The following is a 22,199-nucleotide window of genomic DNA, read 5'->3' as shown; positions in this document are numbered from 1 at the left end:
AACCCCATCGCGTTCGTCTAGTGCGCGCCACCACCACCGCCACCGGCGGTAAAGGGCGGACGGGCAAACCAGATCAGCACCAACAGCACCAGAAAGACGCCCGCCGACGCCCAAAAAATCTCGTTGGCGGAAATGATCAATCCCTGATTGGTGATCTGCTGAGCGATGTACGCTGAGGCCTGCTGATGCGTCATGCCCATCCCCTCAAGCTGACTGTACATCTGCTGCGCATTAACGTTATAAGGCGTCACCGATTCGCTGAGATTACTGTGGTGCATTGCCTCACGATCCGTCCACATCGTGGTGGTGATCGACGTCCCTATCGAACCCGCCAGCGTACGCACGAAGTTCGACAAACTGGATGCCGCCGCCATCCGGTCGGGTGTCAAACCCGACAGCGTAATTGTGGTAAGTGGCATAAAGAAGCAGGCGACCGCGAAGCCCTGAATAAACTGTGGCCAGGCCGACGCGCCAAAGTCCATGCCCGGTTCAAACGTGTAAGCGCGCCAGTAGAAACAAATGGCATACATGATGAAACTGAAGGTGACCAGTTTCCGCATATCAAGCTTATGGGAGAACCGACCAATGATGGGCGACAGGATAACCGGGATAATCCCGACCGGCGCTGAGGCCAGCCCTGCCCAGGTCGCGGTATAACCGTAGACCTCCTGCAGCAACTGCGGCAAGAGAACGATCGACCCAAAATAGAGCATGTAGGCAAGGCTAATGGATAAGCAGCCTATGGTGAAGTTGCGCGATTTAAACAGCGACAGATCGACTATCGGGTGATCGTCTGTCAGCTCCCAAATCAACAGCATCACCAGCGCCAGCACCGCGACAATCGTCAGCACAATAATTTCTGTTGAGCTAAACCAGTCCAGCTCTTTACCGCGATCCAGCATCACCTGCAACGAGCCAACCCCGACCACCAGCAGCACCAGGCCAACGGTATCAATGGGGCGGATCTGGGTAGCGGTTTCACGACCACGCAGGGTTTGCAGCGTGAGCATGATGACCACAACACCAATCGGCACGTTGATAAAGAAGATCCAGCCCCAGTGATAGTTATCACTGATCCAGCCGCCGAGAATGGGGCCACATATGGGGGCCACAATCACCGTCATCGCCCAGAGTGACAGGGCGATACTGCGTTTTGCAGGCGGATAATTATTCAGCAGCAGGCTTTGCGACAGCGGGATCAACGGACCTGCAACGATCCCCTGAATTATCCTGAAGAAAATCAGCATTTCCAGGCTTTCGGACATGCCGCAGGCCCAGGAAGCCAGCGCAAACAGGATGGTCGACCAGGTAAAGAGTTTGACTTCACCGATGCGTTTGGCCAGCCAACCCGTTATCGGAATCGAGATGGCGTTTGCCACCCCGAAAGACGTGATGACCCAGGTCCCCTGGGAGTTTGAGGCCCCCAGGTTACCCGCAATGGTCGGTATAGCAACGTTCGCAATGGTGGAATCCAGAACCTGCATGAACGTCGCCAGGGAGAGCGCAATGGTCATTAAGACCAGCGGCATCCCTTTAAGCGGTGCTTGTGCCATTACAGCCTCCGGGTGATCATCCGGCGTTCGCGTGGACGATATCGGTAATCAGCTTATCAACCGGTGCAAGGTCAATGGCCAGGGCGTTGCTGCTGTAGGCAGCCTGCTGACGAACGCTGGTAGCCAGTGCGCTGCCGTCTTTATTATCGGTATCAATTTCTACCAATGTTGACAGCCCGATACGCAGAGGATGTTTAGCCACTTCGTCCTGATTCAACTCAATACGGACCGGCAGACGTTGAACCACTTTGATCCAGTTACCGGTGGCGTTTTGCGCCGGCAGCAGGGAGAACGCGCTTCCGGTTCCCATGTCCAGACCGACAACTTTACCGTGGTAAACCACATCGTCACCGTAGATGTCCGCCACAACGGTTGCCGGTTGGCCGATACGCACGCCAGCCAGTTGGGTCTCTTTGAAGTTAGCGTCTACCCACAAGTCGGTTGCAGGCACCACCGCCATCAGCGGCGTACTGGTATTGATTTGCGAGCCAACCTGCACGCTGCGGCGCGAGACATAGCCATCCATTGGGCTGCGAATGTCAGTACGTTGCAGTGCCAGCCAGGCATCACGCAGCTGTGCCGCACTCTGCTTCACGGCAGGCTGGTTTTCCAGAGAGGTATTCAGGATCATCGCCTGGTTCGCGTTATACTGCTGAACCGCCACATCCAGCTCCGCTTTCGCTGAAGCCACGGCATCGCGTGCATGTTGCAGCTCTTCACGCCCAATCAGATTAGAGGCGCCCAGCGGCTCGCGGCGTTTCAGGTCGGCCTGCGCCTGATCTAACGCGGTCTGACGAAGCGCAATGGTGGCCTGATACTGTTTCGCGTTGATCATCTCCTGATGTACCTGGCGCACGCTGGTCGCCAGCCCGGTCTGGGCTTTTTCAAACGCCTGCTGTGCGTCGGTTTTATCCAGCGATACCAGCACATCCCCTTTTTTGACAAAATCGGTATCATCAAACCAGACTTTATTGACGCTGCCTGAGACCTGGGCCATCACCTGCACCTGGTTACCGGCAACGTAAGCATCGTCCGTTTCCTGATAGTGGCGTAGCACCAGGTACCAGTAAACGCCCCACGCAATGCCAAGCAGTACGACGACCAGCGCCAGTAATAGCAGCGCGCCTTTGCGCTTTTTCTTCTTGTTATTTACTGGCTGATGCGGGCTTTGCGCCTCTGATGCACTCATTTATTTCTCCACGTTTTCCACTTAATCGGCGGGTTAAACTCCGTTTTCACCATCGCCCGAGCCAAAAAAGCCAGCGACTAAGCGCTGGCCGGATAAAAGAGGGTTAAAATAACGATTTCGTCAGGTGATTGTGTCGCAGATCTTGCTATTACCGCGACAGGGAAGCAGTTAGTTTATCTTCTTCCATCTTATCCAGACGGGTAAGCAGCTTGCGGGTGATGTTTTCCAACTGTGACTTCTCATCACCGGTCAGTGAAGACCACAGGTATTGCAGGCTCTGATGTTGAGGCGGCAGCACCTGCTGCAGAAATGCATTGCCTTTGTCGGTCAGATGCAGATGCAGACAACGGCGATCCTGCGCGCTTTCACGACGTTCAATCCAGCCCCGTTTTTCCAGCTCATCGGCAATGCGCGTGGCATTAGTCCGTGAGGAACCCAGGGCGGTGCTCAGCTCAGAAGGCTGAATGCTCTGGTCTTCCTGCGCATCCAGCGTCAGTAACGCCATAAACAGGGTTTCATTAATACCCTGTTCTTTAAGCATTTTGTTGCGATTGTCCAGCAATTTACCCTGCATATGCATGCAAAGGCGCGTCAGGAGAATTTCCTGGAAGGGGAAATCCGTGTGACGATTGGCACGGATATTTAACATTTGCTCAATGGGCGTAAACGAACTTTCCATTAGAAAAAACCTCACTAATTTCAACTTTTATAATCACCACGGTGGCAGCGTCATTGCTGAGTATTCTGGCCTTAACAGGTCATCCTCAGGCTGTCGCACTGTGGTAGTTCAAGATCTGTCCTTGACCCCAGGGTAAAGGTTTTGCGCATCGATTTCATACGCGTTGGTCGTACAGTGAAACGGTACGACATCAAATGATTGCAAAAGAAAAAATAACTGGCGTGAATAACTTTGAGCCAACGATAGCAAACTCACACTCCGCTGAACAGGCTAAATCACACTATTCTGGCTATTCGTTTGTTCCTGGCGATGATTCCGCCACCAGATTAGTAAATTCAGGCAAGTCAGTGTCGCACCGGCCGCGCAGACGCCATACCAGCCCGCGAAATGGTAGGCATTGGCCGACAGCAATGAGCCTAGCGCACCGCCAATAAAGTAGCTGGTCATATAACCGGCATTCAGTCGATTTCGTGCCTCAGGCTGGCGTGCGTATATCACGCTTTGATTGGTGATGTGCACGGCCTGAACCGCCAGATCCAGCACTAAGATGCCGACAATCAGCGCCACAAGCTGCTGCGCGCCCCAGGCAATGGCCGCCCAGGACAGCAACATCAGCAGCAAGCCTGCGCTGGTAGTGAGTTTGGCATGACCTCTGTCCGCCAGCGAGCCGGCTTTCCTTGCTGCCAGCGCCCCGGCGGCGCCGACCAGTCCCAGTAACCCGATTTCTCCTTCCGAGAAACCGTAAGGCGTGGCAGAGAGCAGAAATGCCATTGATGTCCACAGGATGCTGAAATTCGCAAAGGTAAGACAGCCGGTAACGGAACGGGTGCGCAGCACAGGATCGGCCGCATACAGCCGAAACAGGGAAATCAGCAATTGCGGATAATTCAATGAAACAGAAGGTGTGATGCGCGGCAGCGTGCGCCATAGCGCAATCGCCATCAGCAGCATAAATACGCTGGCGACCCAGTATACGGTTTGCCAGCCACCTAACTGCGCCAGCCCGCCCGCAACGGTTCGCGCCAGCAGGATGCCCAGCAGCAAGCCGCTCATGACCGTGCCGGTAACTTTGCCCCGCTTTTCCGGCTCTGCCAGCGTCGCGGCCAGCGGTACCAGAATCTGGGCCGCCACCGAAAAGAGTCCGGTGATCACCGTGCCCAACAGCAGAAAGGGAAATGAGGAGGAGAGAGCAATGATCACCATGCCCGCCGCCGCCAGCACCATCATGCCCACTATCAGGCCGCGCCGTTCCAGCATATCGCCAAGCGGGACCAGCAACAGCAGCCCACAGGCATAGCCAAGCTGTGCGCTGGTCACAATGAACCCCGCGAGCGCCACCGACAGGTCAAAGTGTTGGGCAATGGTATGAAGCAGTGGCTGAATATAATAATTGCTGGCAACACAGAGGCCAGTGGCAACGGACATCAGTCCCACCAGTGCAGACGTTAAACCAGGGCGAGATGTTGTCATAGGGAGGCAGAGGTAAATATTAATAAAGTGGCGTTAATAATAACCTAAAAAATTATTTGAGAGCTATGTTTATGTCATGCGCCTGTTAATCAGTCATAACGGAAAAAGGGCAGACAGGTGTCCGCCCTTCGTCTGCCTGCCGAGCCTTATTGAGTCGCGGCGCGCGCGTCGTTAATCCACTTATCAAACTGGGCCTGATGGCCCTTGATCCAACCGTCTACGTGGCGATTGATATCCTCTTCAGAATTTTGCCCTGCGTGCATGGCGGCATTTTCCGCATTGATATCACCAATCGGCAGTGTCATCTCAGCAAACAGTTTCGCGGCGGCGGGATTTTTTTCCGCCCAGGCTTTGTTGGCCACTATGTGCATCGTGTTGACCGGGAAGCCATAGTTCGCGCCGTTAGCCAGTTTGGTATCCACGCCTTTCTGTTCGCCCGGCAATGAAGAGAATGGCACCTGCAGCCAGACCACGTCGCGGCCCGGTTTAAGCACATCACTCAGCCAGTAAGGCGTCCAGGTGTAGTAAAGGACAGGTTTTCCCTGTTTAAAGCGCGCCAGAGTATCCGCGATCATCGCCGAATAGTTGCCCATGTTGGCGGTGACGGTGTTGCTCAGGCCATAAGCTGTGTTTTGGTGGTTAATGACCGCCTCGCAGCCCCAGCCAGGCGTACAGCCGGTCATATCCGCTTTGCCATCGCCATTGCTGTCGAAAAGCCTGGCAATCTTGGGATCTTTCAACTGGGCGATATTGGTGATGTGATACTTTTCAGCCGTTTTTTTATCGATGAGATAGCCCTGAGCCGCGCCGGAAACATAGTTTCCCGCGCGATAAAACACCTGGCTCCCGCCTGCGGCTTTATACATATCGTCATGCAGTGGCCGCCAGTTGGTTGCCAGGAAGGTCGCATCACCCGAGGCGATGGTGGTATAGGCGACGTTGTAATCCACTTCGCTCGGTTTCTCAACGGTATAGCCCAGCTTCTCCAGGCCCCGGCTCACGAGCAGCGTCTGAAAAGTCTCTTCGGCAATCGTACTTTGTACCGGTTTCACCGTGATGCCTTTACCCGGCAGATCGGCCGCGAAAGCGTGAGAAGCAGAGAAAGTGGCCAGAATGGCAACGGCAGCAGGGAGCGTCTTGCGCATGATTATTCCTCGTTTTTATTGTCGCGATAACGGCGGCAGTTGACTGCCGCACTCAAGATTCAGGATTGACGGAAAGGACGTGTCAGCAGGCCAATAGGGCCGGTGTGATACCAGTGGCGACGGCCACGGCTGCGTTTGTCACGCGCCACCGACTGCGTCAGGCGGTCAAGGATAATGGCCAGAATCACGATGCCGACGCCGCCCACGGAGGCCAGGCCCATGTCCAGACGACCAATGCCGCGCAGCACCATCTGGCCCAGTCCACCCACGGCAATCATGGAGGCAATCACCACCATCGACAGGGCGAGCATCAGCGTCTGATTCACACCCGCCATGATGGTGGGCATGGCCAGCGGCAGCTGAACCTTAAACAGCAGCTGGCGCGGACTGGCGCCAAAGGACTCACTGGCTTCGATCAGGTCGGCAGGAACCTGTTTAATTCCCAGGATGGTCAGCCTGACAATGGGCGGCAGGGCAAAAATGATGGTGACGACGACGCCCGGGACATTCCCGATACCAAACAGCATAACAATCGGCACCAGGTAAACGAAGGCCGGTGTGGTCTGCATGGCGTCCAGCAGCGGACGCACAATACGTGCCGCACGTTCACTGCGCGCCAGCCAGATGCCCATAGGCAGGCCAATGATGATGCAAAACAGCAGGGCGGTGAGCACCAGCGCCAGCGTAATCATCGCCTGCGACCAGGCACCAATGGCGCCAATGGCGATCAGCGAAATCAGCGTGGCAATGCCCATCGCCGGGCTGGCGATTTGCCAGGCGATTAACGCAAACAGCGCGATAGCCACCGGCGCGGGCATGCCCAGCAGCAGCTGTTGAAACGCGCTGAGGATATAATCCACCGGTACGCGAATGCTTTGAAAGACCGGACGGAAATGATTCACGACCCAGTCGATCCCTTCGGTGACCCAGTGATCCAGCGGAATCCAGGTTTTATGGAACGGATCCATAATAGTGAAATGGTCCGCCTGGGGTGCAGGCGCGTTGTTCAACCAGTCTGTGCTGCTGCTGGAGCCTGTCGCGGCACCGCCATCTGGCGTGCCCCACGCATCTGCACCGCCGGTGGCGGCATGATGGCCGCTGTCGGCGGCACTGCTTTGGTCTGCAGCACCTGACCAGGGATCGCTACTTTGGCTGCTCTGGGTATCCGTCGGTGCCGGGTTATCCCATGGGGTTGCTGTGTCTTTACTCATTGCTGGCTCCTTCACGATCTAAAGCACGTAGCAGCGTGCTTTTCGATATCACACCGACGTATTGATTTTCTTCTCCCACCACCGGAACGGCACAGGGAGCCTGCGCCACGTGTGAGAGCAGTTCGTTTAACGAGGTCGTGGCAGGAACCGCCGCTGGCGCGTCGAGCAGGGCGCTTTCCAGCCCTTGCCCTGCCGCCAGGGCCGCCTTGAGAGAGTCGGTTGACACTACGCCGATGAATTTCTGTTTCTCCAGCACGTAGCCGTAATCACGATCTTCTTCCTGCAGCAGTTGTATGGCCGAGCGCGGGCCTAATCCGGTCGCTTTGCGAATGAGCGCGCCAGCATTTCGGCGCGCAATATCGTTAGCGCTAAAGACGTGACTGATATCGACGCCGCGGAAGAACGTGCGGACATAATCATTGGCGGGATTATTCAGGATTTCATCGGGTGAGCCGACCTGAATGACTTCGCCATTTTGCATAATGGCAATACGATCGCCAATGCGCATGGCTTCGTCCAGGTCGTGTGAAATAAATACGATAGTGCGCTGATGTCTGGCCTGTAATTTCACCAGCTCATCCTGCATTTCGGTACGAATTAAGGGATCGAGTGCAGAAAAGGCTTCATCCATTAATAAAATATCGGGATTAATGGCTAAAGCGCGTGCCAGACCTACACGCTGACGCATGCCGCCTGATAGCTCATCAGGATAGGCGTGGGCGTAATTTTCCAGCCCAACCTGACGTAATGCCTCAAGGGCTTTTTCCTGACGTTCTGCTAAGGGGATGCCGGCTAATTCCATGCCAAAAGCGGCATTATTTACAACGTCAAGATGCGGCATTAAGGCGAATGACTGAAATACCATGCTGATCTTATTTCGGCGAACCTCACGCAGTTCGCTGTCCGATATTTTTGCAATATCGACACCGTCAATAATCACCTGGCCGCGCGTCGGCTCTATCAGACGATTGAGAAGGCGAACCATGGTGGATTTCCCTGAACCGGATAACCCCATGATGACGAAGATCTCGCCTTCTTCAATGGCCAGACTGGCATTTTTGACACCGAGCGATAAGCCTGTTTTTTCGAGGATTTCCTCTTTACCACAGCCCTTATCAATATATTTAAATGCCCTCTGTGGATTATCACCAAATACCTTATAAAGATTTTTTACTTCTAATTTTATTGTCATCCGTAATTAATGCCCTGATTAAATTATTTTAATGTAAAATGACGTACCCTGGTTCAATTTAAGCAGGCTATAACCTGACATGCTCAGATTATCTGTCAACCCTGGTGTAAAATATTCATGGCTGGAAATCACGCCTTATCGCGATAATTTCCAGTCATCACAAGGGATGCGGGGAGATGAATTTTTTATGATTTATTTTGAAAAACGACAGTAATTAGACCGTGCAGTGCTGAGATATTGGCAGAATGACGAGCGGAAGGGAGGGCATGAATAAGAAATAATGACGCTGATTTAAGGGAAATAACAGCTTATTAATCAGCGCCAGTAATCATGACCGCCTGTGACCTGTTATGACGGCACAGACAACCTTAGAAACTCCAGTCTTCGTCTTCCGTTTCGACCGCTTTGCCCATTACGTATGAGGAGCCCGAACCCGAAAAGAAGTCGTGATTTTCATCCGCGTTTGGGGATAACGCCGACAGAATTGCCGGGTTAACCTGAGTTAATTCTGCCGGGAACAGCGCTTCATAGCCAAGATTCATTAAGGCCTTGTTGGCGTTGTAGTGCAGGAAGGTTTTCACTTCTTCCGCCCAGCCGACATCGCCATAGAGCGCTTCTGTATAAACAACCTCGTTTTCATACAGCGCCAGCAGCAGATCGATGGCGAACTGCTGCAATGCTTCGCGGCGGCCTTCATCAACCTGCTCAAGGGCTTTCTGGTACTTGTAGCCAATATAGTAGCCGTGAACGGCCTCATCGCGGATGATGAGCCGAATCAGATCGGCGGTATTGGTCAGTTTGCCACGGCTTGACCAGTACATCGGCAGCCAGAATCCTGAATAGAACAGGAACGACTCCAGAAAGACGCTGGCGATTTTTTTCTTTAACGGATCGTCAGCGCGGTAATGAGTAAGAATGATCTCGGCTTTATTTTGCAGCGCCTGATTCTCTTCGCTCCACTGATAAGCGGCATCCACATCGCTGGTATGACACAACGTCGAAAAAATCGAGCTGTATGAGCGGGCATGTACCGCCTCCATAAAGCTGATATTCGACAAGACGGCCTCCTCATGCGGCGTCAGCGCATCGGGCATTAAGCCCGGCGCACCCAGCACGTTCTGGATGGTGTCCAGCAGCGTCAGGCCGGTGAATACGCGGATGGTCAACTGCTGATGCTGTTTATCCAGCGTCTGCCAGGCCGGCAGATCGTTGGACAAGGGGACTTTTTCCGGCAACCAGAAGTTGCTGGTCAGACGGTTCCAGACTTCAAGATCTTTCTCATCCTGAATACGGTTCCAGTTAATGGCATGAATTTGTCTGAGTTGCATAATGGGTTCTCACAGTGCGCAGGAGACGCAGCCCTGAATTTCAGTGCCTTGCAGGGCCATCTGGCGCAGTCGAATGTAGTAAAGCGTTTTAATCCCTTTCTTCCAGGCGTAAATCTGCGCTTTATTAATGTCGCGCGTGGTCACGTCATCCCGGAAAAACAGGGTTAATGACAGGCCCTGATCCACATGTCGGGTCGCCTCTGCGTAGGTATCAATAATGGCTTCCGGCCCAATCTGGTAAGCGTCCTGATAGAGTTCCAGATTGTCGTTGGTCATGAAGGGAGCCGGATAGTAAACGCGACCGGTTTTGCCCTCTTTGCGGATCTCTATTCGCGACACAATCGGATGAATACTGGACGTGGCGTGGTTGATATAGGAGATCGATCCGGTAGGCGGTATCGCCTGCAGGTTTTGATTATACAGCCCCGAGGCCATCACCGATTCACGCAGTGCCAGCCAGTCGTTGTGACAGGGCAAGCTGATGCCCGCATCGGCAAACAGGGCGGCGATGCGGGCGGTTCGCGGCTGCCAGTCGCTTTGCAGATATTTGTCAAAATACGCGCCGGTGGCATAGGTTGAGGCGCTAAAACCGTCGAAAGTCTGCTGGCGCTCTTTTGCCAGCTGATTCGAGGCACGCAGGGCATAATAAGTCACACAGTAAAAATAGAGATTGGTGAAATCCAGCGCCTCGGGTGATCCGTAAGCAATGCCTTCACGGGCCAGGTAACCATGCAGGTTCATCTGACCCAGACCGATAGCATGCGAGCGGCGATTGCCTTCCGCAACGGAGGGAACCGAGCCAATGTCACTCATATCTGACACCGCAGTCAGCGCCCGAATTGCCGTTTCTACCGTGTGGGCCAGATCGCCAGAATCCATCGCATGGGCAATATTCAGCGAGCCAAGGTTACAGGAGATATCTTTGCCCATGCGGCGGTAGCTGAGATCCTCGTTGAATTCGCTGGCGCTGTTCACCTGCAAAATCTCTGAGCAGAGGTTGCTCATATTGATGCGACCGGCAATCGGGTTATCCCGGTTTACGCTGTCCTCATACATGATGTAGGGATAGCCTGATTCGAACTGGATTTCCGCCAGCGTCTGAAAGAAATCACGCGGCTGAATATAGGTTTTACGGATTCTGTCGTCCGCAAGCATCTCCGCGTATTTCTCGCTGATGCTGATATCGCCAAACGCCTGACCGTAGATTCTTTCAACATCGTAGGGCGAGAACAGCGCCATCGGCTGATTCTCTTTGGCAAGCTGGAAGGTGATATCCGGAATGACCACGCCCAGCGACAGCGTTTTAATGCGGATTTTTTCATCTGCGTTTTCGCGCTTGGTATCCAGGAAGCGCAAAATATCCGGATGGTGAGCATTCAGCCAGACTGCGCCGGCTCCCTGACGCGCGCCGAGCTGGTTAGCATAAGAAAACGCATCCTCCAGCATTTTCATCACCGGAATAACGCCGGAAGACTGGTTTTCAATGCGCTTGATCGGCGCGCCGGACTCACGCAGGTTCGACAGCAGAAACGCCACGCCGCCGCCGCGTTTAGACAGCTGGAGCGCAGAGTTCACGGCCCGGCCAATCGACTCCATGTTGTCTTCAATACGCAGCAGGAAGCAGGAAACCAGTTCGCCGCGCTGTTGCTTGCCGCTGTTCAGAAACGTCGGCGTGGCGGGCTGAAAACGCCCACTCAGGATGGCTTCCAGCACCGAGCGCGCCAGGGTTTCATCGCCCTGCGCCAGCGTCAGCGCCACCATACAGGCACGCTGCTCGAAGGTTTCCAGGTAACGCTTGCCATCAAAACTTTTCAGGGTGTAGCTGGTGTAGTACTTCCACGCACCCAAAAAGGTCTTGAACGCAAAGCCCCATGCATCGGCTTCGTCGTGCAGCCCGCAGACAAAGTTAAAATCATACTGATTAAGTACGGAAGCTTCGTAGTAGCCTTCGGCGACCAGATAGCGCAGGCGCTCTGCGATGCTGGCAAAGTGCTGGGTGTTGGGCTGCACGTGCTGAATAACAAACTGACGTGCGGCCTGCTGATCCTTATCAAACTGGATACGGCCGTCAGCGTCATACAGGTTCAGCATGGCGTTCAGCGCATGGTAATCCAGCGCTACGTCGTTGAGGGTATCTGTCGTTGCCAAAATTGGGTTACTCCCGCTTTCACATTGGCGATATCGTCGGGGGTTCCCATCAGTTCAAACCGATACAGGTAGGGAACCTGACATTTCTTAGCAATGATGTCGCCAGCCAGGCAGTAACCTTCGCCAAAATTACGGTTACCGGCGGCGATAACGCCGCGTAAGCCGTTGCGGTTGGCGTCATCATTGAGAAACTGAATAACCTGTCTGGGCACCGCACCGCGGTGGCTGCCGCCGCCATAGCTGGGCACGACCAGAATATAGGGCTGGTCAATGTGCAGCTGTTGCTTTGCGTCAATCGGTATGCGGCACGCGGGCAGGCCCAGACGGAGAATGAACCGATGGGTGTTTTCCGACTGGCTGGAAAAATAGACCAGTGGAAACATGCGGCTATCCGCCCATCGCCACGGATTGAGACAGGCCAGCTATCTTGTCAGGGCGAAACCCACTCCAGTGATCGTCACGCGTCATGACGACCGGTACCTGGCGGTAACCCAAGGCCTTGAGGTTATCGATGGCCTCCGGTTGCGTATCCAGGTTGATGAGGTGGTAGTCGATGCCCTGACGATCCAGTGCATTTTTCGTGGCATTACACTGGACACAGTTGTTTTTAGTGTAAATAATAATGCGCATGATTCGTATTCCTCTTTCATTGCGGTGCCGCTGCGGATAACGAAGTTTTTTTCCATGAATCAGGCTTCGTCCTTGCAAACATTTTGTGGTGTGACAATGAAATGAATACTAGATGTAGCGTTAATTGCGGTCAAGCGTACTATATATGGGGTTAATGGCCCCGGATGCGGCAAGCCAGTGGCGACGCGCCCTGCCACGCGAAAAAATATTTTGTAAAGCCAGTTGCGCAAAAAACAGGCATAAAAAAAGCCCCGCTCATTGAGCGAGGCTGATGATAACGGCAGGGCGGGGACTAGCGGCGGGACACTAACAGCGCGCCCAGCACAATCCCGACCGCAGCGCCGATGCCGACACCGTACCAGGGTTTATCATGCACATAGGCATCAACCTGATAGCCGGCGTCGCGGGCGGCCTGCGAAACACGATTGCCGCCACCATTTAATTTCGCACGGGTTTGCTTCAGCAGGGCTTCCGCCTGGCTGCGGGCAGAATTAACCTCATCCTTCGCTTCGCTGCCGTAAGATTTCAGCAACGCTTCAAGTGAATCAGCCAGCTCGTTTACATCCTGATTGATATCAATGTCATCGTTTTTTTGCGTTCGATTAAACATTTTTGGCTCCCTTGTCATTAACACGTAATACTCAGTGTAGACCACGTTTGACTTAACGAGGCGCGGGATGGCCCTTTAGGGAAAATTCCGAATGCCCGTGCAGCCACGCTGATGTAAGGTTGCGTGGCTTTTGAAGAGGAGAGGATCAAGCATGTATTTACGACCAGATGAGGTAGCGCGCGTACTGGAAAAAGTAGGCTTTGAAGTCGATGAGATTACACCACGCGCTTATGGCTACCGTCGTGGCGACAACTATGTTTATGTTAACCGCGAAGCGCGTATGGGGCGCACGGCGCTGATCATTCACCCAACGTTGAAAGAAAAAAGTCAGCCTTTTGCCGAACCGGCGTCAGAAATGAAAACCTGTGATCACTACACGCAGTTCCCTCTCTACCTGGCGGGTGATTCGCAGGAACATTATGGTATTCCACACGGTTTCAGTTCCCGCATGGCGCTTGAACGCTATATACAGAGCGTGTTCGGCTAGCGCATCCCGCCCCGTTAACGCGGGGCAACGATCCCTTCCCGTCGATGCCTGACCGTTTCGCCCGTTGCATTTCGGCGCCGTAATGCGTATAAATCTGCTGCATATAGATGTTTAGACGTCCATACGGATGGGATATATGAGCGAGCAGACGACTTCTTCGCAGGATCAATTTAAGCGAACCATGAAAGTTCGCCACCTGGTGATGCTATCGCTGGGCGGCGTCATCGGGACCGGCCTGTTTTTTAATACCGGCTACATTATTTCCACCACCGGGGCCGCAGGCACGCTGCTGGCTTATCTGATTGGTGCGCTGGTGGTATGGCTTGTGATGGCCTGCCTGGGTGAGCTGTCGGTCGCCATGCCTGAAACGGGGGCATTTCACGTCTATGCCGCTCGCTATCTGAGCCCGGCCACGGGCTATACCGTCGCCTGGCTGTACTGGCTGACCTGGACCGTCGCGTTGGGCTCCAGCCTGACGGCGGCAGGGTTCTGCATGCAGTACTGGTTTCCACATGTGCCGGTCTGGCTATGGTGCCTGGTCTTCTGCATCGCCATCTATCTGCTCAACGTGATTTCCACCCGTTTCTTTGCCGAAGGGGAATTCTGGTTTTCCATCATCAAGGTCATCACGATTGTCGCCTTTATCGTCCTGGGCGGCGCGGCCATGTTTGGCTTTATCCCGATGAAAGACGGCACGACCGCGCCGGGTTTGAGCAATATCACCGCACACGGCTGGCTGCCTAATGGTGTATTACCGATTCTGATGACGATGGTCGCGGTGAACTTTGCCTTTTCCGGCACCGAGCTAATTGGCATTGCCGCAGGCGAAACCGAAAACCCGCAAAAAGTCGTGCCGCTGGCCATTCGCACTACCGTCGCGCGCCTGATCCTGTTCTTTGTCGGCACCGTTTTCGTGCTGGCCGCCTTAATTCCAATGGACCAGGCCGGCATCGTTAAAAGTCCCTTTGTGCTGGTATTTGAGAAGATCGGCATTCCCTGGGCGGCAGATATCATTAACTTTGTGATACTCACGGCCATCCTGTCTGCGGCGAACTCGGGTCTGTATGCCTCAGGCCGCATGCTGTGGTCGCTGGCCAATGAGAACACGCTGCCGCGCGCCTTCGCCCGGGTCAACAAACGCGGGGTACCGCTGCTGGCGATAACGGTCAGTATGATCGGCGGCCTGTTGGCGCTGTTCTCCAGCGTGGTCGCGCCGGATACCGTATTTGTGGCGCTGTCTGCTATCTCTGGCTTTGCCGTGGTGGCCGTGTGGTTGAGCATCTGCGCGTCGCACTACGTTTTTCGTCGTCGTCATGTGCAACAGGGTAAATCGCTGCAGGAACTGGTTTATCGCGCGCCGCTGTATCCGCTCACTCCCATCCTGGGCTTCCTGCTTTGCCTGCTGGCCTGTGTGGGGCTGGCTTTCGATCCCTCGCAGCGTATTGCCCTGTGGTGCGGAATTCCGTTTGTGCTGTTTTGCTATGGCGCTTACCATGTCACGCACAAAAAAACACAGGCTAAGGAGGCCAGGGATGTCGCATAATCCTGTTTCGCGCGCATTACAACAGTCTGCCCCGCTGATTCTTGACGGCGCGCTGGCGACCGAGCTTGAGGCACGTGGTTGCGATCTGGCGGATGCGTTATGGTCCGCTAAAGTGCTGGTGGAGAACCCTGAGCTGATTTACCAGGTGCACTACGACTATTTTGCTGCCGGCGCGCGCTGCGCCATTACTGCCAGCTATCAGGCAACGCCGCAGGGCTTTGCGGCGCGGGGCCTCAACGAAACGCAGTCTCTGGCGCTGATCGCGCAAAGCGTCGAACTGGCTAAACGTGCCCGCGCAGATTATCTGGCGACGCAGGCCGAAGCAAAGATCCTGCTGGTGGCGGGATCGGTCGGACCTTACGGCGCGTTTCTGGCCGATGGATCGGAATACCGGGGGGATTATGCGCTGCCAGAGACTGAAATGATGGCGTTCCATCGCCCACGGATCAACGCATTACTGACGGCGGGCGTGGATGTACTGGCCTGCGAAACGCTGCCCTCCTTTGCAGAAGCCCAGGCGCTGGTTGCCCTGTTAGGCGAATTCCCTGACAGCCGCGCCTGGTTCTCGTTCACGCTGCGTGATGCCGAACACATCAGCGACGGTACGCCGCTGCGTGAGGTGGCGGCTTACCTCAATGCGCAACCGCAGGTGGTGGCATTAGGAATCAACTGTATTGCGCTGGAAAGCGTTACGCCGGCCCTGCAGCAGCTCCAGCGCCTGACGGACAAACCGCTGGTGGTCTATCCCAACTCGGGCGAGCAGTACGACGCCAGCAGCAAAACCTGGCACTCTGCGCCCTCTGGCTGCACCTTGCATGACAAGTTTAGCGAGTGGCAGCAGGCCGGTGCCCGGCTGATTGGCGGCTGCTGCCGCACCTCCCCCAAAGACATCGCGGCTATTGCCCGGCATTGTCAACCGCAATAAAGCGGCAGAATCGGGCGATGATAGCCCGATTGAGACAGATGAAAAGGTGGGAAGGGCGGTTTACACTGTGCTTCCTGACTTTTATCGGATCCTTCCATGAAACAGCACATTCTGGCGCTTGCCGCCGCGATGCTTCTGAGCGGCTGCGCCACCATTGTTGGCACTGAAACTCAATCGGTTCTGATCGATTCACAGCCGCCGGGCGCGCGTTTTACCGTGCAGGATGAAAACGGCCGTCCGGTTGCGGAAGGATACACGCCGAAAACCGTCATCCTGGAGAAATCCAACCACCGCTACTTTGGCAAAAAACACTATCTGCTGATGCTGGAAAGTCCGGGCTATGTGCCAGTAACGGTGCCAATTGAGGCCCGCGCCAACCTCTGGTATTTGCTGGGAAATATTCCCCTGCTGGGTTTACCCGGTTGGTTACTGGTGGATCCTTTCTATGGCGGCATGTACAACCTCGAGCCAGAGCATCCCAGCCCTTACATGAATCCGGTCGGCGCGCGCGGCTGATTACTGGGCAGTGGGTTTGACCATGCTGCCCTGGGTTTTATGCCGTTCCAGATACTGATGCTGGAAAATGCACATACGGATCGTATTGCGGTACTCGCCATTGATAAAGAATTCGTGTTTTAGCACGCCTTCGATCTCAAAACCGAGTTTGCTGTAGATATGGATCGCTTTCTCATTTTCCTGATCGACAATCAGGTACAGCTTGTACAGGTTGAGGACTGAGAAACCGTAATCCATCGCCAGGCGGGCGGCCTGGGTTGCCAGGCCTTTGCCCTGATGGGTCGGATCGATGATGATCTGAAACTCAGCACGGCGATGGACATGGTTAATTTCGACCAGTTCCACCATTCCCGCTTTTTGCCCCTCATGTTCCACCACGAAACGTCGCTCGGTCTGATCGTGAATGTGTTTGTCGTAGAGATCGGACAGCTCAACAAAAGCCTCATACGGCTCTTCGAACCAGTAGCGCATGACGCTGGCATTGTTATCAAGCTGGTGCACAAAGTGCAGATCTTCTCTTTCCAGCGGGCGGAGTCTGATGGTCATTATCTTTCCTTACTTAGGCTGGAGCGGCAATGTGCTCAACGATCCGCCCCTGCGCCATGCGTACGGCACGGTCACACATATGGTCAATCACGTCAGGATCGTGACTCACCAGAACCATGGTCAGGCCATCCTGACGCTTGAGATCGTTAAGCAGATTGAGGATTTCAGCCTGTATTGACATATCCAGTGCTGATGTCGGCTCATCCAGCAGCAGTATTTTTGGCTGCAGCAACAGAGCGCGAACAATCGCCACGCGCTGACGCTGGCCGCCGGACAGCTGATGAGGATAACGATCGGCTAACGACGGGTCCAGCCCGACATGGCGAAATCTGTCATCAATACGATCGTCAATGTTATCCTGCTTAAGCAGCCTGAGCGGCTCAGCCAGCGTGCGGCGCAAACGGTGGCGCGGATGCAGGGAAGCATAAGGGTCTTGAAACACCATTTGCACGTCCTGGCGCAGCGCACCGGTAAAGGTTTTGCCTGGCTGCACCGGATGCCCGGCCAGCTGCATCTCGCCCTGCCAGTGGGGATTCAGTCCAGCCATAACCCACAGCAGCGACGATTTACCACAGCCGGACGGGCCGACCAGGCCAAAGCACTCACTGGCGTTCACCTGTAGATTCACGTCGTGCACCACCGTGCGGAGATCGTAACCCTGTTTGTGTGACACACTGAGGTTATGCAAATTAATCATTGTGGTTGGCCTCCAGCGCCGCGCGGTCCAGAACCGGCAGCGGTTGTCCATGTGTTGCTTTACTGGGACGGCATGACCACAGCGTGCGGGTGTAGGGATGCGTGGCCTGAGGCAGATCGGCGGCCGGCAGCGTATCCAGCACCCGGCCTTTGTACATAACCATAACCCGCTCGCAGTGTTCCGAAACCTGTTGCAGGTCGTGGCTAATCAGCAGCAGGCCCATGTTGCGTGACTCAACCAGTTGGCGGATCAGCGACAGCACCTGATCGCGCATGGCGTGATCCAGCGCGGAGGTCGGCTCATCCGCAATTAAAAAAGCCGGATCGGTAATCAGGGCGATCGCCAGCATCACGCGCTGGCCCATACCGCCCGAAAGCTGATGCGGATAGAACTGCATCAGGGCTCGCGGATCGGGCAGGCCCACCGCGTCCAGCATATCGCAGACTTTTTCTTTTCGTTCCGCCCGACTCAGGCGGCGATGCAGAATCAGCGGTTCTTCAACCTGCCAGCCGATCGTCCGCGCCGGGTTCAGCGCATACTTGGGATCCTGCATCACCATGGCCACGCGATCGCCACGAAGCTTACTCCAGCTGCGTTCGTTCAGGGTCAGGGCATTTTCACCGGCGACCTGGAGCTGGGTAGCCTGCAGATGCAGTGACGGAGACAGCAGTCCCATCAGGGTTCGTGCAGTAAGGGATTTGCCGGAGCCGGATTCGCCGACCAGCGCCACGCGCTCACGCCCGATAGAAAAGCTAATGTTATCGACCAGCGTCGCGTCGTCGCTGCGGATGCTGAGCGACTCTACCAGAATGTTATTTTGCATGTCGGGTATCCAGTCGGTCACGCAGGCCATCGCCTGTCAGGTTAAAGGCCAGGCTGGCAAACAGAATGGCCGCGCCGGGTGCAGCAGCGACCCACCACTGGTCAAATATGACCTTACTGCCTTCTGCCACCATTGAACCCCACTCGGCGGTCGGCGGTTGCACGCCCATGCCAAGGAAGCCCAGTCCGGCGGCCGCCAGAATAATCCCACCCAGGCTGAGTGCGGCGCGCACCACCGCGGTGGGCAGGCACAGCGGCAGAATATGGCCGAACATCAGGCGAAAACCGGTAATCCCCTGCATTCGGGCCGCCGCCAGATAGTCGCTGCGGCGCAGCGCCAGGGTTTCGGCTCGTGCCTGGCGGGCAAACGGAGGCCAACTGGTCAGCGCCAGAGCCAACGCGCCGTTCATCAGTCCCGGTCCCATCATTGCGACCAGCGCCAGCGCAATCACCAGGTTGGGCAGCGACAGAAAAATATCCGTAATGCGCATTAATACGCGCTCGGTCCAGCCGCCTGCGTAACCCGCGGTGATCCCCACCAACAGGCCAACCGGAATGGTCAGAACCAGGATCAGCGAGACCAGCAGCAGCGTAGGGCGCGCGCCATAAATCACTCGGGAGAGTAAATCGCGACCAAATCCATCGGTGCCGAACCAGTGTGCAGCCGAAGGGGGCAGCAACCGGCTGGCGATGGTTTGCAGATTCGGATCGTAGGGGGCAATAAGCGGGGCCAGCACTGCCATCAGAATCACAATCGTCACCAGCGTCAATCCAATGGTTAACGAGGTGATGCGGCGACGGCGGCGACGGGGTCGCACCGTTTCAAGTTCAGTGAGTTGTTGCGTCATCGTGTTCTCGGGTCGGTTAACCAGGTGAGGGCATCCGCCAGCGCGTTAATCAGGATAAAGCAGCCGCCGATCAGTAAGGTGGCGCCTAAAATCGCCGGCACATCGCCAGAGAAAAGCGCATTGGTCATGTAGCGCCCCACGCCGGGCCAGGCAAATACGGTTTCCGTCAGGACCGAGCCTTCCAGCAAGGTCGCGTAAGAGAGCGCAATCACGGTAATCAGGGTGCCGAGCACGTTAGGGAAAATATGGCGCAACAGAATGCGCCCCCGTCCCGCGCCTTTGGCTCGTGCCAGCACCACATACTCTTTGCTGCTCTCTTCCAGCAGCGCCGCACGCAGCAGGCGGGTGATGCCTGCCATCGCCAGCAGGCCCAGGATCACCACAGGTAACCATAAGTGCGCTACCGCATTCCAGAATATTTCCCGGTCACCCGACAGCCAGCTGTCAATCAGCACGAAGCCGGTTTTCGGCTCCAGCGTATAGGCCCAGATATCATCCAGCCGCCCCGGTCCGGCAGACCAGTGCAGAACCGCATAAAACAGCAACAGGCCCAGCAGGCCCAGCCAGAAAACCGGCACAGAGTAGCCCAACAGGGAGATAAAGCGGGCGACGTTATCAATCCAGCTGCCGGGTTTCCACGCGGCAATCAGTGCCAGTGAAACGCCAAAGATGACGGCAAAAATCATCGCGCAGGTCGCCAGCTCAATGGTGGCCGGAAACGTCTGAAGCAGGTCGCTGCTCACCGGCTGGTTGGTCAGGCGGGATACGCCGAGATCGCCGCGCAGCAGGTGTTCAATGTAGTGCCAGAACTGCATCAGTACCGGCTGATCTAATCCCAGATCGTGACGCACCTGCGCATAGGTCGCTTCGCTGGCATGATCGCCAGCGATTTGCTGTACCGGATCGATAGGGGACAGATGCGACAGCATAAAGGTGAACGCCAGCAAACCCAGCAGGGTGATCGCCAGCGACAGCAAGCCTGATGAAAGGCGGCCAACGCGCCGCCAGACATGCCGGGCGGGCCCGGCAGAAGAGGCAGACTGTGCCATTACTTCGTTACCTGCGAGTAGTAAACCATGTCCGGGTTAATGCCCTGAACATAGCCCTTGAGGTTATCGCGCAGGGCGATAAGGTTTTTCGCCTGCAGGCCAATCACATAAGGCGAGCTTTTCAGCACTTCACGCTGCATGGCCTGATACAGCTCAACGCGTTTTTTCGGATCGCTTTCAGCCGTTGCCGCCAGCACCTGTTTGTTCAGCTCCGGAATGTGCCAGTCGGAACGGTAAGCAATCGTCTTGCTGCCATCTTCCGGGTTATAGGCAAATGACGCGGCGTTGGTGTTCGGATCAAAGTAGTCTGCGCCCCAGGCGTTGATCGTGCCTTCGTAATTATGCGCTTTGACGCGGGTCGAGACTTCAGAGCTCAGTCCCGGTAACACTTCCACTTTCACGCCGCCCTTGGCAAAGCTGCCCTGCAGGGCCTGAGCGATATCCAGGTAGGGAGGCTGATTGCTGGTAGACAGGGTGAAGCTGACGTTAGTCAGGCCGGCCTTTTTCAGAATCGTTTTGGCTTTTTCAGGATCGTAACTGTAGGGGTTGTCGTTTAATGCACCCAGAAAACCTTTCGGCAGAAACGTCTGGTGCACATCGAACTGGCCTTTCAGCAGCTGTCCGGAAATGCCCTTGTAGTCAAACAGGTAGCGCGCGGCTTCCCAGAAGGCCGGATTTTTTAAGGCGGCGTTGTTTTTGTTGCCGATGTTGAACTGAATGTAATACAGCGAGGCCATCGGAATGGCTTCGGTTTTCACACCGCTTTTGCCCTGCAGCGAGGCGATCTGATCGGCCCCCAGGTTACGGGCGATGTCTGCATCACCTTGCTCAAGCAGCAGACGGCGGGCCGCGGGTTCCGGCACGTTCTTGATCAGAATATTTTTGATCTTTGGCGCCCCGGCTGGAGAGGTCGGATTGGCGGTCAGGATCACGGCCTGGTGCATCACGACCTTGCGAATCTGATACGGGCCGCTACCGGCGGAGTGCGTAGCCAGCCAGCCGTTCCCCAAATCGCCTTTTTCGGCGTGCGCGCTAACGGTTTTTTCATCGACGATGGAGGACACTGGTGCTGACAGCAGGCTCAGCACATAGGCCGGGCTGACGTCGGCCGTCCAACTGATTTGCACATGGTCGTCATCGACCTTTTTCAGGAAGCTATCCACATTATCTTTATTCCAGCCGAGCTGGGTAAGAATAAAGGAGGGATCCAGATTCAGTTTCACGACGCGACCCAGCGAGAAGATCACATCTTCCGGACGCAGTGGATTGCCGCTGGAGAATTTAGCGTCTTTACGCAGCGCAAATGTCAGGCTGCGATTGTCACTGCCTGGCTGCCAGGACGTTGCCAGCGTGGGTTTTAAATCAATTGGGTTCTGCGGGTCGGACTGGACCAGCCGCTGATAAATATTGGTGAACGCCTGTACGCTGGTGAGTTCAAATCCCTTCGCCGGATCGAAGCTGTCGGCATCATCGGTCGACTGCACCACGACTAACGTATCTTTTGGTGTGGCAGCATTGACGCTAAAGGCGGTGGCCAGTGACAAGGCCAGTAGTGATGGAATTATTTTTTTCATGGAAAATCCTTGCCTGAGAAAGTAACGCGAGTGTACG

Annotated in this window: 22 protein-coding genes; 4 read left to right on the top strand and 18 right to left on the bottom strand. The window is 55.3% G+C overall.

Translation table 11 applies throughout. From position 1 onward, the window contains the following. Positions 1 to 17: 17 nt before the first annotated feature. The 12 genes from emrB to EL29_RS13370 form a co-directional block, all read right to left on the bottom strand. Complete coding sequence (emrB, locus tag EL29_RS13425) at positions 18 to 1,553, bottom strand: multidrug efflux MFS transporter permease subunit EmrB (RefSeq protein ID WP_013026871.1); 1,536 nt, start codon at positions 1,551 to 1,553, stop codon at positions 18 to 20. A 16-nt stretch (positions 1,554 to 1,569) separates the two neighbouring features. Beyond that, positions 1,570 to 2,742, bottom strand: a complete 1,173-nt coding sequence (gene emrA, locus EL29_RS13420) for a multidrug efflux MFS transporter periplasmic adaptor subunit EmrA (RefSeq protein ID WP_013026870.1) — start codon at positions 2,740 to 2,742, stop codon at positions 1,570 to 1,572. Between the two features lie 148 nt (positions 2,743 to 2,890). Beyond that, positions 2,891 to 3,421, bottom strand: coding sequence for a transcriptional repressor MprA (gene mprA, locus EL29_RS13415; protein ID WP_014594402.1), 531 nt, complete (start codon positions 3,419 to 3,421; stop codon positions 2,891 to 2,893). 270 nt (positions 3,422 to 3,691) lie between these two features. Then, positions 3,692 to 4,891, bottom strand: coding sequence for an MFS transporter (locus EL29_RS13410; protein ID WP_028715558.1), 1,200 nt, complete (start codon positions 4,889 to 4,891; stop codon positions 3,692 to 3,694). A gap of 146 nt (positions 4,892 to 5,037) precedes the next feature. Then, positions 5,038 to 6,036 carry a glycine betaine/L-proline ABC transporter substrate-binding protein ProX gene (gene proX, locus EL29_RS13405; protein ID WP_019106306.1) on the bottom strand — a complete coding sequence of 333 codons (999 nt, stop codon included), beginning with the start codon at positions 6,034 to 6,036 and terminating at the stop codon, positions 5,038 to 5,040. 59 nt (positions 6,037 to 6,095) lie between these two features. After that, a complete protein-coding gene (gene proW / locus EL29_RS13400) occupies positions 6,096 to 7,247 on the bottom strand; it encodes a glycine betaine/L-proline ABC transporter permease ProW (RefSeq protein WP_019106307.1) in 1,152 nt (383 codons plus the stop codon). Further along, positions 7,240 to 8,439, bottom strand: coding sequence for a glycine betaine/L-proline ABC transporter ATP-binding protein ProV (proV, locus tag EL29_RS13395; RefSeq protein ID WP_019106308.1), 1,200 nt, complete (start codon positions 8,437 to 8,439; stop codon positions 7,240 to 7,242). The genes proW and proV overlap by 8 nt, the downstream gene beginning before the upstream one ends. Positions 8,440 to 8,807: 368 nt before the next feature. After that, positions 8,808 to 9,767 carry a class 1b ribonucleoside-diphosphate reductase subunit beta gene (gene nrdF, locus EL29_RS13390; RefSeq protein ID WP_013026864.1) on the bottom strand — a complete coding sequence of 320 codons (960 nt, stop codon included), beginning with the start codon at positions 9,765 to 9,767 and terminating at the stop codon, positions 8,808 to 8,810. A 9-nt stretch (positions 9,768 to 9,776) separates the two neighbouring features. After that, the gene (gene nrdE / locus EL29_RS13385; RefSeq protein ID WP_028715557.1) at positions 9,777 to 11,915 is read right to left on the bottom strand and encodes a class 1b ribonucleoside-diphosphate reductase subunit alpha; all 2,139 of its coding nucleotides are present in this window, start codon (positions 11,913 to 11,915) and stop codon (positions 9,777 to 9,779) included. Next, entirely contained in the window at positions 11,885 to 12,298 is a 414-nt protein-coding gene (gene nrdI, locus EL29_RS13380; RefSeq protein WP_013026862.1) for a class Ib ribonucleoside-diphosphate reductase assembly flavoprotein NrdI, read from the bottom strand. The genes nrdE and nrdI overlap by 31 nt, the downstream gene beginning before the upstream one ends. A gap of 4 nt (positions 12,299 to 12,302) precedes the next feature. Further along, positions 12,303 to 12,545 (bottom strand): redoxin NrdH, encoded by a 243-nt coding sequence (locus EL29_RS13375; RefSeq protein WP_014605200.1) that lies wholly within the window; start codon positions 12,543 to 12,545, stop codon positions 12,303 to 12,305. Positions 12,546 to 12,837: 292 nt separating this feature from the next. After that, a complete protein-coding gene (locus EL29_RS13370) occupies positions 12,838 to 13,155 on the bottom strand; it encodes a DUF883 family protein (protein ID WP_014605201.1) in 318 nt (105 codons plus the stop codon). 151 nt (positions 13,156 to 13,306) lie between these two features. On the opposite strand from EL29_RS13370, the gene EL29_RS13365 reads away from it, so the two are divergent. From EL29_RS13365 to EL29_RS13350, 4 genes are all read left to right on the top strand, one after another. Next, entirely contained in the window at positions 13,307 to 13,642 is a 336-nt protein-coding gene (locus EL29_RS13365; protein WP_014605202.1) for a DUF2002 family protein, read from the top strand. Between the two features lie 136 nt (positions 13,643 to 13,778). Then, a complete protein-coding gene (mmuP, locus tag EL29_RS13360; RefSeq protein WP_028715556.1) occupies positions 13,779 to 15,185 on the top strand; it encodes an S-methylmethionine permease in 1,407 nt (468 codons plus the stop codon). After that, the gene (gene mmuM, locus EL29_RS13355; protein WP_015699657.1) at positions 15,175 to 16,110 is read left to right on the top strand and encodes a homocysteine S-methyltransferase; all 936 of its coding nucleotides are present in this window, start codon (positions 15,175 to 15,177) and stop codon (positions 16,108 to 16,110) included. Before mmuP ends, mmuM begins: the two co-directional genes overlap by 11 nt. Before the next feature lie 96 nt (positions 16,111 to 16,206). Beyond that, positions 16,207 to 16,626: a hypothetical protein gene (locus EL29_RS13350; protein WP_019106310.1), complete on the top strand. Its 420-nt coding sequence runs from the start codon at positions 16,207 to 16,209 to the stop codon at positions 16,624 to 16,626. Here the strand turns inward: EL29_RS13350 and speG are convergent, their stop codons facing one another. From speG to EL29_RS13320, 6 genes are read right to left on the bottom strand one after another with little or no spacing between them, the layout of a single operon-like run. Then, complete coding sequence (speG, locus tag EL29_RS13345; RefSeq protein WP_013026855.1) at positions 16,627 to 17,172, bottom strand: spermidine N1-acetyltransferase; 546 nt, start codon at positions 17,170 to 17,172, stop codon at positions 16,627 to 16,629. Positions 17,173 to 17,185: 13 nt separating this feature from the next. Further along, a complete protein-coding gene (locus EL29_RS13340) occupies positions 17,186 to 17,869 on the bottom strand; it encodes an ABC transporter ATP-binding protein (RefSeq protein WP_015699659.1) in 684 nt (227 codons plus the stop codon). Then, entirely contained in the window at positions 17,862 to 18,692 is an 831-nt protein-coding gene (locus EL29_RS13335) for an ABC transporter ATP-binding protein (RefSeq protein ID WP_022623562.1), read from the bottom strand. Before EL29_RS13335 ends, EL29_RS13340 begins: the two co-directional genes overlap by 8 nt. Continuing rightward, positions 18,682 to 19,539 carry an ABC transporter permease gene (locus EL29_RS13330; protein WP_013026852.1) on the bottom strand — a complete coding sequence of 286 codons (858 nt, stop codon included), beginning with the start codon at positions 19,537 to 19,539 and terminating at the stop codon, positions 18,682 to 18,684. The genes EL29_RS13335 and EL29_RS13330 overlap by 11 nt, the downstream gene beginning before the upstream one ends. Next, the gene (locus EL29_RS13325; RefSeq protein ID WP_013026851.1) at positions 19,536 to 20,588 is read right to left on the bottom strand and encodes an ABC transporter permease; all 1,053 of its coding nucleotides are present in this window, start codon (positions 20,586 to 20,588) and stop codon (positions 19,536 to 19,538) included. Before EL29_RS13325 ends, EL29_RS13330 begins: the two co-directional genes overlap by 4 nt. After that, positions 20,588 to 22,162 carry an ABC transporter substrate-binding protein gene (locus tag EL29_RS13320; RefSeq protein WP_028715555.1) on the bottom strand — a complete coding sequence of 525 codons (1,575 nt, stop codon included), beginning with the start codon at positions 22,160 to 22,162 and terminating at the stop codon, positions 20,588 to 20,590. Before EL29_RS13320 ends, EL29_RS13325 begins: the two co-directional genes overlap by 1 nt. Positions 22,163 to 22,199: the final 37 nt, after the last annotated feature.

The organism is Pantoea ananatis LMG 2665 (assembly GCF_000710035.2).
GTDB lineage: Bacteria > Pseudomonadota > Gammaproteobacteria > Enterobacterales > Enterobacteriaceae > Pantoea > Pantoea ananatis.
This window is presented reverse-complemented; position numbering and strand designations above follow the sequence as displayed.